Annotated in this window: 13 protein-coding genes; 7 read left to right on the top strand and 6 right to left on the bottom strand. The window is 70.2% G+C overall.

Annotated elements, in window-relative coordinates:
- Window positions 1–49: 49 nt before the first annotated feature.
- The gene (locus AB0I69_RS37970; RefSeq protein WP_363100298.1) at window positions 50–1,009 is read right to left on the bottom strand and encodes an AraC family transcriptional regulator; all 960 of its coding nucleotides are present in this window, start codon (window positions 1,007–1,009) and stop codon (window positions 50–52) included.
- Between the two features lie 146 nt (window positions 1,010–1,155).
- Between AB0I69_RS37970 and AB0I69_RS37965 the strand changes: the two genes are divergently transcribed.
- The gene (locus AB0I69_RS37965; RefSeq protein WP_363100297.1) at window positions 1,156–1,881 is read left to right on the top strand and encodes an alpha/beta hydrolase; all 726 of its coding nucleotides are present in this window, start codon (window positions 1,156–1,158) and stop codon (window positions 1,879–1,881) included.
- 194 nt (window positions 1,882–2,075) lie between these two features.
- Window positions 2,076–3,581: an ATP-binding protein gene (locus AB0I69_RS37960; protein ID WP_363100296.1), complete on the top strand. Its 1,506-nt coding sequence runs from the start codon at window positions 2,076–2,078 to the stop codon at window positions 3,579–3,581.
- A 134-nt stretch (window positions 3,582–3,715) separates the two neighbouring features.
- Here AB0I69_RS37960 and AB0I69_RS37955 read toward each other — a convergent pair whose 3' ends face one another.
- Entirely contained in the window at window positions 3,716–3,913 is a 198-nt protein-coding gene (locus AB0I69_RS37955) for a hypothetical protein (protein WP_363100295.1), read from the bottom strand.
- Between the two features lie 603 nt (window positions 3,914–4,516).
- On the opposite strand from AB0I69_RS37955, the gene AB0I69_RS37950 reads away from it, so the two are divergent.
- Window positions 4,517–5,179: an RNA polymerase sigma factor gene (locus AB0I69_RS37950; RefSeq protein WP_363100294.1), complete on the top strand. Its 663-nt coding sequence runs from the start codon at window positions 4,517–4,519 to the stop codon at window positions 5,177–5,179.
- Window positions 5,179–6,267, top strand: coding sequence for a hypothetical protein (locus AB0I69_RS37945; RefSeq protein WP_363100293.1), 1,089 nt, complete (start codon window positions 5,179–5,181; stop codon window positions 6,265–6,267). Before AB0I69_RS37950 ends, AB0I69_RS37945 begins: the two co-directional genes overlap by 1 nt.
- Before the next feature lie 206 nt (window positions 6,268–6,473).
- Here AB0I69_RS37945 and AB0I69_RS37940 read toward each other — a convergent pair whose 3' ends face one another.
- On the bottom strand, window positions 6,474–7,310 hold the full coding sequence (locus AB0I69_RS37940) for a L,D-transpeptidase family protein (RefSeq protein ID WP_363100292.1): 837 nt from the start codon (window positions 7,308–7,310) through the stop codon (window positions 6,474–6,476).
- Between the two features lie 100 nt (window positions 7,311–7,410).
- Here AB0I69_RS37940 and AB0I69_RS37935 point away from each other — a divergent pair, with 100 nt between their 5' ends.
- Together AB0I69_RS37935 and leuE are read left to right on the top strand one after the other, a co-directional pair.
- Window positions 7,411–8,991: a methylmalonyl-CoA mutase family protein gene (locus AB0I69_RS37935; RefSeq protein ID WP_363100291.1), complete on the top strand. Its 1,581-nt coding sequence runs from the start codon at window positions 7,411–7,413 to the stop codon at window positions 8,989–8,991.
- A gap of 60 nt (window positions 8,992–9,051) precedes the next feature.
- Window positions 9,052–9,708, top strand: coding sequence for a leucine efflux protein LeuE (gene leuE / locus AB0I69_RS37930; RefSeq protein WP_363100290.1), 657 nt, complete (start codon window positions 9,052–9,054; stop codon window positions 9,706–9,708).
- Here the strand turns inward: leuE and AB0I69_RS37925 are convergent.
- Window positions 9,705–11,123, bottom strand: a complete 1,419-nt coding sequence (locus tag AB0I69_RS37925; protein ID WP_363100289.1) for an FAD-dependent oxidoreductase — start codon at window positions 11,121–11,123, stop codon at window positions 9,705–9,707. The two genes, leuE and AB0I69_RS37925, sit on opposite strands and share 4 nt — an antisense overlap.
- A 72-nt stretch (window positions 11,124–11,195) precedes the next feature.
- Between AB0I69_RS37925 and AB0I69_RS37920 the strand changes: the two genes are divergently transcribed.
- Window positions 11,196–11,846, top strand: coding sequence for a TetR/AcrR family transcriptional regulator C-terminal domain-containing protein (locus AB0I69_RS37920; protein ID WP_363100288.1), 651 nt, complete (start codon window positions 11,196–11,198; stop codon window positions 11,844–11,846).
- On the opposite strand, the gene AB0I69_RS37915 is transcribed toward AB0I69_RS37920, so the two are convergent.
- Together AB0I69_RS37915 and AB0I69_RS37910 are read right to left on the bottom strand one after the other, a co-directional pair.
- Window positions 11,833–12,741, bottom strand: a complete 909-nt coding sequence (locus AB0I69_RS37915; protein ID WP_363100287.1) for a class I SAM-dependent methyltransferase — start codon at window positions 12,739–12,741, stop codon at window positions 11,833–11,835. The genes AB0I69_RS37920 and AB0I69_RS37915 overlap by 14 nt on opposite strands.
- Window positions 12,742–12,912: 171 nt before the next feature.
- Window positions 12,913–14,088: an acyltransferase gene (locus AB0I69_RS37910; protein ID WP_363100286.1), complete on the bottom strand. Its 1,176-nt coding sequence runs from the start codon at window positions 14,086–14,088 to the stop codon at window positions 12,913–12,915.
- Window positions 14,089–14,290: the final 202 nt, after the last annotated feature.

Here is a 14,290-nt window from a genome sequence, read left to right as displayed (position 1 = left end):
GGCACGTCCTCGACGACCTCCGGAGGGCGCCTGCCGAGGGCTGGACGGGTCAGGTCCGCAACGTCGTCGACGGAAGCTGACCGTAGCGGCGCCGGTAGTCACGGGCGAAACGGCCCAGGTGGCCGAATCCCCACCGAGAGGCGATCTGTGCCACGTTCGTCCCGCTGTGCGGGTCGGCCCGCGCGAGCTCCTCGTGCGCGCGTGCCATCCGTACACCGCGCACGAACTCCATCGGCGTCATGTCCAGGTGCTTGCGGAATCCCTCCTGCAGGGCGCGGGGACTCGAAGAGGCGGCCGCGGCCAGCACGGCGACGGAGAGGTCGGCCTCGGGTTCGTGCTCCACGAGTTCCATCGCCCTGCGCAGTCCCCGCGGCAGGACGCTGCCGGGCCGGCCTCCCTCGTCGGCGTCGACCACGGGGTAGGTGTCCACGAGGGCCGAGGCGAGCATCCTGGTGAGCTGCGACGTCAGCAGCGGGGAGCGCGTGAACCGGCCGCCCTCGATCGCCTCCTGCCGGGCCAACGCGACCAGGGCCCGCCAGCTGCGGGACGCTCCTGGCGTCGTCGGTCCACCCAGCCCGAACCGCACGGCACCACCGGACGACACCCCGGCCGTGTCCCCGGCTTCCCGCACCAGGTGCTGGGGCACCCTGATGGTCTGCAACAGGCAGCCGGCCTCCCAGCTCAGGGAGAACGGGCGATACGAGTCGATGGCCACCGAGTCGCCGACGGTGAGCGTCCGCTCCGTCCGGCCCGACCTGATCGTCAGGGCGCCGCGCAGGGGTGCCGAGACGAGGACCCAGCTGCCGAGAGGCGTGGGTTCGATGTCGACGGCGGCCCCGTAGGACAGCTGGTGTACGGCGACCTCGCCGAGGACGGCCTCCGTCTGTACGACGTGAAGATCCATCGGCCGCCGCGCCACGGTGATCTCGTGCGGGCAGTAACTCACCGCGACCCGGGTCCGCGCCTCATACAGGTCCCGGGTGTCAAGCAGCGTCGGGATCGTCCGCATCTCTTCCGCCTGTCTCCCCCACGCGAGTATGGATTCCACGTGCACTGCGCGCTATCCGGATCGGCGCCGCGCCCGACGGATAGCAGGCCCGCATCCCGAGTCATAGCTTTCTCGTCTCCCCTCGCGCACGAAGACAAGGAACGCTCATGACCACCTTCGTCCTGGTCCATGGCTCGTGGCACGACGGCGCACTCTGGAAGCCGGTGATCGACAGACTTCAGGAGCTGGGCCACACCGCGTACGGCCCGACGGTCGCAGGGCACGGCAAAGGGGTCGACAGGGCCGTGGACCACGACGACTGCGTGGCCTCGGTCGTCGACTTCGTCAGGAACGCGAACCTCAGCGACATCATCCTGCTCGGCCACTCCTTCGGAGGGACCGTGATCGCCCGCGTCGCGGAGGAGATCCCCGAGCTCATCAGCAGACTGATCTTCTGGAACGCGTTCGTGCCCCAGCCGGGCAACAGCCTGCTGGACGAGGTCCCCCCGCACTACCGCACCCTGTTCGAGGAACTGGCGGCCGGCTCCGGGGACAACAGCGTGATGCTGCCCTTCGCGATCTGGCGGGAAGCGTTCATCCAGGACGTCGACCTCGACACGGCGGAGCGAACCTACGAGCAGCTGTCGCCCGAGCCCTTCCAGCCCTTCGTCGACAAGCTCGACCTGACCCGCTTCTACACCCTTCGGACACCCAGGTCGTACCTCAACGGAACCGAGGACATCGCCCTCCCGCCCGGAGAGTGGGGATGGCATCCGCGCATGTCCAGCCGCCTCGGCCTGTACCGGTTTGTCCAGATGCCGGGAAGTCACGAGGTCATGCTCAGCAATCCGGTACTCCTCGCCGAGAAGATCGTCGAGGCCGGCCGACCCTGAAGCCACGGCAACGGCCGGGGCCGCCACTTCGGCCCTGGTCTGGATTTTTCTGACTGTTCCTGGCCGCTACTGGTCACGCATTGGTCATGCGGCTAGCCGTCGGGTGTCGAGGCTCGGGGGTAATTCCAGTATGACGATTCCCGTCGAAGTACACTTAGACGTATTCCGTCGCAGTCGATGTTGTGGGTGAGCGCGTGAAAGAGAGCCTGCCGGCCAAGCCGGACGACGTGGTCGACCGGGACCGGGAGTGGGATCTGCTCGCGGAGTTCCTGACTGATCCGGATCCGGCGATGCGGCTCGGCATCGTGTCGGGGCGGCGGCGGCATGGGAAGTCGTACCTTCTGCAGGCGCTGTCCGAGCAGGTCGGCGGCCTGTACGTCACAGCGGTCCGGGAGGAGGGGCGGCTGCCCGCGATCCAGCGGTTCAGTGACGCGGTCGCCGCCCACGCCGGTCTGCGGCCGGGGAGCCTCCGTCTCACCGACTGGCGTGACGTCCTGTCCAACGCCCTTGAGGTGACCGCCCGTTCGTCGCACCCGCTCCTGGTGATTGACGAGTTGCCGTACTTGCTCCAGCACTCGCCTGAAATCCCGGGGCTGCTGCAACAGCTCTACGACGAACGCCAGCGCGGCGCACGGCCCGGTGCCGGGCCGGGTCCGCGGCTGATCCTGTGCGGCTCCGCGATGAGTGTCATGCACGAACTGCTCTCGGGGACCAAGCCGCTGCGCGGGCGTGCCGTGGTCGATCTACGGCTGGGTCCCTTCGACTACCGCGACAGCCGGGCCTTCTGGCAGATCGCCGACCCGCTGACCGCGCTGAAGGTGCACGCGGTCCTGGGCGGGGCCCCCGGTTACCGGCCGGTGGCTGCCCGGCCGCATCCGGACGACGGCTTCGACACCTGGCTCACCCGGACGTTGCTGGACCCGGGACGGGCGGTGTACTCGCGTATCGAGACCGAGTACCTGCTGCGTGAGGACCCGAGGATCACCCAGCACACGCTCTACTACGACATCCTCACCGCGATCGCGAATGGCGCCACTACCCCCAGCAAGATCGGTGCCGCCCTGGAACGCCCGCGCAACGCCGTCGCTCACCCGCTCGGAGTGCTGGAATCCACCGGATATATCCAGCGGGAACAGGACATCCTCCGCTCCAGGCACCCCGTCATCACGCTTGCCGACCCGGTCATCCGCTTCAACCAGCTCATCACCCTCCCGCAGGCCGCCGCCGTGGAGCAGGGCTTCGCCGAGCAGGTGTGGCAGCAGGCTGCCCCGACCTTCAACTCCAAGATCCTAGGACCGCACTTCGAAGACCTGGCCCGCGACTTCACCCGTCGTTACGCCCACACCCTGTTGCCCGCTGGACTGCCCGGCCCGGTCGGCACCACCGAGGTCGCCGACCAGGCTGCCCGGACGAAGCACGAGGTCGACGTCATCGCGCTGGCCGCCGGCGAGCGTCCGCAGGCTCCCCGCGCGAGGATCGCCCTGTTGGGAGAGGCCAAGGCGACCGCCGCACGTCGTGGGACGGGTGACCTGGAGCGCCTGGAACGCATCCGTGCCCTGCTCGCGGATCAGGGGTACGACACCGCTGCCACCACTCTGGCCCTGTACTCACTGCACGGCTTCTACCCCGACATGGTCGACCTGGCCGACCGTCGTGACGATCTCCTCCTGGTCGATCTGGCTACCCTCTACGGCGGCTGACGCCAAGAGCGGGAGGTCTTCGAACCAGGCGCGGGGGAGGAGTGTGGCAGGCGGCAGCCGCATTTGGACCAGACCGGGATGGCGGGTTCGACGTCGGCGAGGACCCGCGCTCGCGAACAGTGCAGCTCGAAGCGTCACATGTCCTCCTGCAGCAGCATGATGCCTGCGAAGCGGAGAACATACGGCGGAGTCGAGCCGAGACGGATGTTGCCGAGGGGCGGGATCGACATGGCGGGTGCGGTCAGCCGCCCGAGCCCTGTGTGGCGGAGGAATCCGCCACCGAGGGCCTTCTCGTTGCGGGACAGCTCCACAGTGTATTCGGCCGACGTCAACCGTGATCCCCCGATCGTCGACGGGATCAGTATGCCCAGGACCCTGAATCGGCAAGCACAGCTCGGCGGTTGACGGGAATCGAGAAGGTGCCCCGGTCTCCAGGACGCCCGCCCTGAACCGCTCGCCACGGTTGACCGACGTGAGCGCGTCCTCGTAGACCGTCGCACGCCGTTCCCAAATCCGGTTCTCGCGTTCACGCGCCACGGTGGCGCCGACGAGGGTGGCCTCCACCGTGGTCAGATGCGTGTCCGTCATCATGGCAGCCCGATGCGGCCACGCTCCTCAGGAATGGACCTCCACGCGGACCGGTGCGGCGTCCGGCAGATCCAGGTCGACGACTGGCGGCGCGGCAAGGTCATCCATCGGGAAAGCCACGGCAACGGCCGGGGCCGCCACCCCCCACAGGAGAGGCCCCGGCCGTCGCGCGGCACGGGCCGCGCGGCGGCCCGTACTCTCTACAGCGCCATGAGTGCGTTTTCTGTCACACCGCACCCCGAACCAAGTAGTTGCAGCTTGTACGGACATGGACGAGGAACAGTTTCAGGTCGTAACGTGCCTTTCGCGCCGGAGTGCGGCCGCGACCGACAAATTCGAGGGACCACGTGCTGGGGGACGACGCGGAGCTGACCGCCGCGGTGCTTGCGGCACAGGACGGGGACGAGACCGCGTTCCGGACTGTGTACCGCACGGTGCACCCACGGTTGCTCGGATACGTACGGACGCTGGTCGGCGAACCGGACGCCGAGGACGTCGCGTCCGAGGCCTGGCTGCAGATCGCCCGTGACCTGGACCGGTTCAGCGGGGACGCGGACCGGTTCCGGGGCTGGGCGGCCCGGATCGCCCGCAACCGTGCCCTGGACCACATACGGATGCGTGGGCGCCGCCCCGCGACAGTCGCCGACGAGACCGAACTCACCGGCCGCGCCGCCGACTCCGACACCGCCGGCGAGGCCATCGAGGCCCTGGCCACCGACAGCACCCTCTCCCTCATCGCCCAGCTGCCGCAGGACCAGGCCGAGGCCGTCGTCCTGCGGGTGGTCATGGGACTCGACGCCAAGACCGCCGCGGAGACCCTCGGCAAGCGGCCCGGCGCCGTCCGCACGGCCGCGCACCGCGGGCTGAAACGGCTGGCGGAGCTGCTCGGCGGCGACCCGGAGTCGGCCGCGGCCCTCGACGCCCTGCCACCCCAGCGAAAGCCGCGCGACCGCACGGTGACGTCCGCCACAGTGACGCATACGCGCGCGCGGACGCAGAAGGACATGTGATGGCCGACGAGCAGTACAGATGGCTGGACCGCGAAACCGCCGAGCTCCTGCTGCGCGGTGAGTCCCTCGAAGCCGTCGATCCGGCCGCCCGCGACCAGGCCGAGCGGCTCGCCAAGACCCTCGGTGCGCTGTCCGTGGAGCACTCGCTGGGGAAGGCCGAACTCCCGGGCGAGGAAGCCGCGTTGGCGGCCTTCCGGGCGGTGCGTACCGGCAACGATGTCGAGCGGGCCGCCCTCGGCCGGCGCGGTCGTGCCCAGTCCTCCGACGCCGGGCTCGTCCGGCTCGGTCGGCCCGCCTCGACCGTTCCGGGTCCTCGCTGGGGAAGACGCGTGCAGGTCGGGCTGACCGCCGCGGTCGCCGTCGGGATGCTCGGCGGGGTCGCGGTCGCGGCGGCCACCGGAGTCCTCCCGACGCCGTTCCACGACGACCCGGCGCCCGCCGCCTCGATCTCCGCCGCCGTGACGCCCCCCGACCGCACCCTCGTCTCGCCCCCGCCGAGCGGCACCGGCGGCTCGGGTACGCCCACGACGGGCGGCGGTTCCGGCGACTCCTCCGGTGAGGCCGCCGGGAGCGGCACGAACCCCACGCCGTCCGCCGGTTCCGGTGACGACAAGTCCTTCGGCTCCGGCAGCTGGTGGAAGGGCGTCACCTCGTCCTGCCGTGCCGTGCGCGACGGCAAGTCCCTGGCCCCCGGCCGCAAGCGCATCCTGGTGGGCGCGGCGGGCGGTACGTCCCACGTGTGGACGTACTGCAAGGGCCTCCTCCAGAGCGCCGGCACCGGCACGGACGACAAGGGCACCGACGGCAACAGCGACGGCAAGAACGGCATCGGTCAGGGCGACAACCAGAACGATCAGGGCGGTCAGGGCGACCAGAGCGGCGGCCAGGACGGTGACGGCCAGGGTCAGATAGCCCCGATCGCCCCGGGCAGTGGCAGCGGTAGCGGCGGCAGTGGTGGTAGCGGCGGCGGCAACAAGGGCAACGGTGTGGTCGCGACCCCGGAGCCCTCGGCCTTCGCCCCGCTGGTCCGGAAGACGCCGTCCACCACCCGGACGCCGGCGCCGAGTCCGACGTACAGCGCGCTCTGACCTGCGCTTCCGTAACTCGTGGAACTTTTTTCGCGCGGGGTGTGACGTTTCTGGCCGTCGTGGCGCAGTACTGAGTGAGCCGACTGGTCATCGGCCGTCGCACAGAGCCGGGGTTCCCCCCGTACCTACGGCTCGTGCACTCGGCGCGGGCGGGACACGTTCCCCCGGTCCCGTCCGCGCCCCGCACGTTTTCCGCCCCGCGGGTGTCACCGGTGGACGACGACCTTGTCGCCGGTCCGCACCTGGGCGAACAGCTCCGCGATGGCCGCCTCGTCCCGCACGTTGACGCAACCGTGCGAGCCGCCCGCGTAACCCCGCATCGAGAAGTCGTACGAGAAATGCACCGCCTGGCCGCCGCTGAAGAACATCGCGTACGGCATGGGGGAGTGGTAGAGCGTGGACACCCAGTTCCGGGCCTTCCAGTAGACGTGGAACACACCGTCCCGGGTCGGGGTGTACTGCGCGCCGAACCGCACCGACATCGTCGACACCGTCCGCCCGTCGATCATCCAGCGCAGGGTCCGCGTCGTCTTGTCGATGCACAGCACCCGGCCGGTGAGGCAGCGCGGGTCGGGCGCGCCGGCCGGCTGGCCGCCCATCAGGTACAGGTCCCACTTGCCGGGCTTGTGCGTCATCTTCAGCAGCCGCTGCCAGGTGACGGTGTCGGTCTCGCCCGTCTTCGGCAGTCCGCGCTTGCCCTGGAAACCGGCGACGGCCTCCTCGGTGAGATCGTCGTAGGTCCCCGTCGGCCCGTCGAAGAGCCAGTCGACCTGCCGCAGCCGCGCCTGCAGCTCGCGTACGTCGCCGCCGCTGTCGCCGCGGGACCACAGGACGTTCGCGGCGGACACGGTGCTCGGGGTGGCGGAGGGTTTGGCGTCACCACCACCACTACTGGTGGTGCTGCTGTCGGGAAGCTGGATGCGCACGGGCAAGTGGTGCTTGCCGTCCGCGTCCGTGCCCTGCACCGTGCAGCCGCACACCGCCAGCAGAGCCGACAGGGCCGCCGCGGCGGCGATCACTCTCCCCATGCCCGTAGTACGCATCGCGGACCCCTGTCGTCTCACCGGCGTCGTACCCCGGAGACGTACCCCCGGATGACGGGTCGCGAACGGCGCGGCATGGTGGTGAACGGAGGTGCCCACCATGGTGCGCGAGTCCGAGTCCGGAACACCGATCGAACCCGTCTACGGTCCCGAGGCCCTCGCCGGCTGGGACCCGGCCGAGAAGCTGGGCGAGCCGGGGAAGTACCCCTTCACCCGCGGGGTGTACCCCTCCATGTACACGGGCCGGCCGTGGACGATGCGCCAGTACGCCGGTTTCGGCACGGCGGTGGAGTCCAACGCCCGCTACCGGCAGCTGATCGCCCACGGCACGACAGGCCTGTCGGTCGCCTTCGACCTGCCCACCCAGATGGGCCACGACTCCGACGCGGTCATCGCGCACGGCGAGGTCGGCAAGGTCGGCGTCGCGATCGACTCGGTGGACGACATGCGGGTGCTGTTCGGCGGGATCCCGCTGGACAAGGTGTCGACGTCGATGACGATCAACGCCCCGGCGGCCCTCCTCCTGCTGATGTACCAGCTGGTCGGCGAGGAACAGGGCGTACCAGCAAGGCAGTTGACGGGCACGATCCAGAACGACGTACTGAAGGAGTACATCGCGCGGGGGACGTACATCTTCCCGCCGAAGCCCTCGCTGCGGCTGACCGCCGACATCTTCAAGTACTGCGGGGCCGAGATCCCGAAGTGGAACACCATCTCGATCTCCGGCTACCACATGGCGGAGGCGGGCGCCTCGCCCGCGCAGGAGATCGCCTTCACCCTCGCCGACGGCATCGAGTACGTCCGTACGGCGGTCGCGGCCGGAATGGACGTCGACGACTTCGCACCCCGGCTGTCGTTCTTCTTCGTGGCGCGTACGACGATCCTCGAAGAGGTCGCCAAGTTCCGTGCGGCGCGCAGGATTTGGGCCCGGGTGATGCGGGAGGAGTTCGGCGCGCGGAACCCGAAATCCCTGATGCTGCGCTTCCACACCCAGACCGCCGGCGTCCAACTCACCGCCCAGCAGCCGGAGGTGAACCTCGTCCGGGTCGCCGTCCAGGGGCTGGCCGCGGTGCTCGGCGGCACGCAGTCCCTGCACACGAACTCCTTCGACGAGGCGATCGCGCTGCCGACGGACAAGAGCGCACGCCTCGCGCTGCGCACACAGCAGGTGCTGGCCTACGAGACGGACGTGACCGCGACCGTGGACCCCTTCGCGGGGTCGTACGTCGTCGAGACGATGACCGACGACGTCGAGCGGGCCGCGGTCGAACTGATGCGGCGGGTCGAGGAGTTGGGCGGCGCGGTCGGTGCCATCGAGCACGGTTTCCAGAAGGGCGAGATCGAGCGCAGCGCCTACCGCATCGCCCAGGAGACGGACTCCGGCGAGCGGGTCGTGGTCGGCGTGAACCGCTTCCGGCTGGACACGGAGGAACCGTACGAGCCCCTCCGCGTCGACCCGGCCATCGAGGCCCGGCAGGCCGAACGCCTCGCGGGTCTCCGCGCCGAACGGGACCGGGCGGCGGTGGACTCCGCGCTGGCCGCGCTGCGGAAGGCGGCGGCGGGCACGGACAACGTGCTGTATCCGATGAAGGACGCGCTGCGTGCCCGGGCGACCGTGGGCGAGGTGTGCGACGCGCTGCGGGAGGTGTGGGGGACGTATGTGCCGACGGACGCCTTCTGAACCGTCCGCCCCCGTACGACACCTTCTGAGCGCCACGGCTCCCGTGCGACACTCGATCCCATGTTCGGTGTCATAGACCTCCCCACCTACCTCGCGGGCCTCGTCCTGATCGTCCTGCTGCCCGGCCCCAACTCGCTGTACGTCCTCTCGGTCGCCGCCCGGCGCGGGACCCGTGCCGGGTACACGGCCGCCGCCGGTGTCTGGTGCGGGGACACCGTGCTGATGACGCTCTCCGCGGCCGGGGTCGCCTCGCTGTTGCAGGCGAACGCCGTGCTGTTCGGGATCGTGAAGTACGCGGGGGCCGGCTATCTGACCTGGCTGGCGTTCGGGATGCTGCGGGCCGCGTGGGCGATGTGGCGGAGCCGGAAGGAGCGGGCGGCCATGGAGCCGGCGCCCGCCGCGGAGGCGGCCGAGGAGCGGCCGTACCGCCGTGCCTTCGTCGTGAGTCTCTTCAACCCGAAGGCGATCCTGTTCTTCGTCGCCTTCTTCGTGCAGTTCGTCGACCCGGGGTACGCCTACCCCGCCCTGTCCTTCGTCGTGCTCGGCGCCTTCGCGCAGCTGGCGAGCTTCCTGTACCTCAGTGCCCTGATCTTCGGCGGGACCCGGCTGGCGACGGCCTTCCGCCGGCGCAGGCGGCTCGCGGCGGGAGCCACCTCGGCGGCGGGGGCGCTGTTCCTGGGCTTCGCGCTGAAGCTGTCACTGGCGAGTTCGGTCTAACCGACGCGGAGGCCGAGGCGGTCCGCGTACTCCGCGAGGCCGTCCTCCGTGTCGCCCGCCCAGCCGACGTAGCCGTCGGGGCGGACCAGGAAGAGGCCGGTGCCGTACGTCTCGGTGGCAGGTCCTTCCACGACGCGCACCGAGTCGCCGACGGCCGCCGGAGACTTCGTGTCCAGGGCCAGCAGTGTCCAGTGCGGTCCGCGGAAGGCGTCGAAGAGGCGTACGCCGTCGAGCGTGCGGTCCGGGGCTCGGTCGCCCGCCCGCAGGGCGTCCTCGGGCAGGCCCGTGCGGGTCTCCACGGTGAGCGTGCGGTCCCGGTGGCCGAGGCCGAGCTGCTGGGTGGCCCTGCCGCGCCGTACCTCGCCGCGGTGGACGCCGGTGGAGATCCCGAGCATGTCGGCGGCGTTGGGCAGCCGCTCCTCCTCGTAGGTGTCGAGCAGGCTCTCGGGAGCGCCCTCGCGCAGCACCGCGCCGAGCTTCCAGCCCAGGTTGTAGGCGTCCTGGACGCTGGTGTTGAGGCCCTGGCCGCCGGCCGGTGAGTGGACGTGGGCCGCGTCCCCGGCGAGGAAGACCCGCCCGGCGCGGAAGCGGTCGGCCAGTGCGGCGCGCGGCCGGAAGTCCGAGGCCCAGCGGAGTTCCGTCACGTCCTCCGGGGCGAGGTGGGTGCGGCCGGCCACGGTCCTGCGGATGCCGTCGAGCGAGAGGTCGACGTCGGTGCCCTCCGGGAACTGGGCGATGACCTGGAAGTCCTCGGTGCCGGCCAGCGGGAAGACGGCGAGGAAGCCGACGTCCCCGTGCGGTGGGAAGACGTGCACGTTGTCGCGGTCCAGGCCGGTGATGCGGACGTCCGCGACCAGCATCGGGTTCGGGTCGACCGTCTCGCCGGTCATGCCGATCCCCAGGGTCCGGCGCACGAGCGAGCGACCGCCGTCGGCGGCCACGACGTACCGGGCGCGGACCGCCGTACCGGAGGCGAACTCGACGGTCACGCCCGCCTCGTCCTGGGTGAAGCCGGTGACCTCACGCCCGAAGTCCACCGTCCCGCCGAGCTCCGTCAGCCGCGCGGACAGGATCTCCTGGGTGCGCCACTGCGGCACCATCCACGGGGTGCCGTACGGGGTGTCGGGGTCCGTCTCGGACGGGTCGAACATCTCGTGCTCGCCGACCTTCCGGCCGTCCTGCCAGACCACCCCGGCCGGGTAGACGCCGCCCTTCGCGAGGATCGCGTCGATCACGCCGAGGTCGTCGAAGACCTCCATCGTGCGCGGCTGGAGTCCCTTGCCGCGCGAGCCGGGGAACAGGGCGTTCGCCTTCTCCACGACCAGCGCGTCCACCCCGCGCCGGGCGAGGTCGATGCCGAGGGCGAGGCCGGTCGGGCCCGCGCCGACGATCAGTACGTCCACGTGTCGCGTCATGATCCCATCTCCTTAACGCTGTTAAGTTGCGATGTCCATGAGGGTGCCCTTAACGCTGTTAAGCTGTCAAGCGTGAGTACGGAACGACGCATCCCCCTCGACCGCAAGCGGGTCGCGGACACCGCCCTGAAGGTGCTGAACGAGGTCGGCCTGGACGGGCTGTCCCTGCGCGCCATCGCAAAGGAGCTGGACGTCAAGGCGCCCGCTCTGTACTGGCACTTCAAGGACAAACAGGCGCTGCTCGACGAGATGGCGACGGAGATGTACCGCCGGATGGTCGCGGACGCCCCGCTCGCGCCCGGGGACACCTGGCAGGAGCTGCTGCTGAAGTCCAACCGGGGCCTGCGCGACGCGCTGCTCGGCTACCGCGACGGCGCCAAGGTCTTCAGCGGCTCACGCTTCACCGGCACCCCGCACGCCGTGGAGATGGAACACACCCTGCGCCTGTTCACGGAGGCCGGCTTCACCCTCGCCCAGGCGGTCCGCGCGACCTCGACGGCGTACCTCTACACGATCGGTTTCGTCAGCGAGGAACAGGGCGTCCAGCCGCTGCCGGACGAACGTCGTGAGGGCTACGACATGGACGAACGCGCCCGCCTGATGGCCGACTTCCCGTTGTCGGCCGCGGCGGGCGCGGAGATTTTCGAGGACTACGGCCGGCACTTCGAAGAAGGGCTCGACCTGGTGATCGCCGGTATCGAGGCCCGGTTCAGGACCGGCTGAGGCCGTTGCGGATCGCGCGCGTGAGGATCGGCGGCAGCACGTCGGCCGCGAGACGGCGGGCGCGGACCGTGCCACGGCGACGGAGCGGGGCCGCGGCCGACACCTGTCCGGGTGCGACCTCTTCCGAGCGGTGCGCGAACCGGGACGGCGGGAACGGCGGGGCCTGCATGCCCTTCTTGGACTTGAGGCGGACGATGCGGTGCCCGGCGGCCTGCTGGATGCTGAGGTGACAGTCCTCGCGCCCCCGCACCATCGCCAGCAGCTCGTCCTGCACGGGCCCGGGGTCGCCCCAGGTGCCGTACAGCTTCTGGGTGCTCAGGCAGATCGGGCGCAGGCCCCTGGTGAGCACCGCCTCCCAGACGGCCACGGACACGCCGGGCGTGTGTTCCGAGCGGAAGTCGTCCAGGACCACGATCCCGCCGGGCAGCAGGGCGTCGTGGGCCGCGCCGATGTCGTCGCGGACGTGCTCGTACAGGTGCGAGGCGTCGATGTGGACGAACCGGCAGCTGGCGGGGGTGACCTCCCCCGGGACGATGCTGCTGGGGCCCTTCAGGACGCGGGGCAGCGTGTCGTGGAAGGCGAGGTAGTTCTCCTCGAAGGTGCGCCGGGTGAGCGAGGCGTACGACTTCGTCGACTCCGCCTGGTTGGCGTCGTCCAGGGCGTCGCCCTCGAACAGGTCGCACACCGTGAACTTCTCGCCGCCCTGGCTGTGCCGGCCGAGGCAGATCGCGCTCTTGCCCATGTACACCCCGACCTCCAGCAGATCGCCCCGCGTTCCCGCCGACTCCTGCCGGTCCAGGAACCACTCGAACAGCACCTGGTCGAGAACGGGGAACCAGCCGGGAACGTCGTCGAGCCGACGGGGCGGTCGTATCGTGCCTGGTACGAGGGTCATCGTGGAGAACACTCCCTGGTACGGACAGGCTCGCCTGCTTGAGCCCGTGCGGGACTCCTCAGCATCTGCCCAACGGCACCCGGCCAAACGGGCCGCGAGGTGAACGAAAAACCAATTCCTGTGAGTCCGTTGTGCGACGGCGAAGAACGCGCGGAGATCTTCGGGGGACCGTCAGCCGCGTGGGGTCGACAGGGCTTTGCGCAGGCGTGGGGTCAGCCGGTTCTCGACGAAGCGGTTCAGCAGCCAGGCCAGGACCAGCATGGTGATGACCGTGAGGACGATGGTCGCGTACGACGGGATGCCCAGGGTCCGGTGGTAGGCCTTGATGACGACCCAGCCGAGGTGTTCGTGGACGAGGTAGAAGGGGTACGTCAGCGCGCCCGCGACCGTCAGCCAGCGCCAGTTCGCCCAGTCCAGCCAGCCGAGGGAGATCGCCGCGACGGCGACGTAGCCGAAGGTGACGACCAGGACGATGCCCCAGGCGGAGCGGTTGGAGAAGGCCGTGTCGTTCGGCGCGTGCCACAGTTTCGCCACCGCGTAGTGCTGGCCGATCAGCCAGCTGACGGCGACGATGCCCCAGGCGTAGACGTCCTTGCGGTCGCGGTGCACGAGGTAGAGGCCGACGCCGCCGATGAAGTACGGCGCGTACTCGGGCATCAGGATGATGTCGAGCAGCGGCGACTTGGCGCCCTGGGTGATCGCCGCGGCGAGCGTCCAGCCGGCGCAGAACATGATCACGCGGCGCCGGTTCGCACCGGGCAGCACGATGCACAGGGCGAAGAGGGCGTAGAAGCGGATCTCCGCCCACAGCGTCCAGCACACGCCCAGCACCCGGTCGACGCCCAACGGCATCTGCAGCATGGTCAGGTTGACCAGCGTGTCGCTCGGCGTGGCCGCCTTGTACGCCACCATCGGCAGGGCGAAGACGGCCGTCACGAGGAGGATCGCCGCCCAGTACGCGGGCAGCAGCCGGGAGGCGCGGGAGGCGAAGAAGGAGCGCAGCGGGCGGCCCCAGCCGCTCATGCAGATGACGAAGCCGCTGATCACGAAGAACACCTGCACGCCGAGGCAGCCGTACGAGAACAGCGAGTGCAGGGTGGGGAACTGGTGCCTCGGCGAGGTGCCCCACGCCTTGGTGACCTCGCCGTCGCGGCCCCCGTAGTGGTAGGCCGCCACCATCAGCGCGGCGAGCAGCCGCAGCCCGTCCAGTGCGCGAAGGCGGGTCTCCCGGCGCTTGGGCGGCTTCGGCGGGTCGGACGGGGGAACCGTGTCGGCGGTCGGCGGGAGGACGGCGCGGATCACGTTGCCCGTCGGGTTTTCCCGAGTGTCCGCGGGCGTGTCGATCACAGGTTTCCCCTCGGTGGGACTTCGCTTGGTCACAGCACACTAGTCCGACATCCGGGCGGGTTTACGCCCCTGACGCGACCCTTCGTCACCCCGTCCCTGGCCGTTCACCCAGGTTTCGCTTTGGCGTTTACAACCTCCGGGGGCCACCGCAACGGCCTCCGTGTAGGGAGCCCGGAAAACAGCGCGGGCCGGCTCCGGAGAG

The organism is Streptomyces sp. NPDC050508, from assembly GCF_040655155.1.
Taxonomy (GTDB): Bacteria; Actinomycetota; Actinomycetes; order Streptomycetales; family Streptomycetaceae; genus Streptomyces.
The sequence above is the reverse complement of the archived record's forward strand: the minus strand, read 5'-3'. Positions and strand labels throughout refer to the sequence as shown.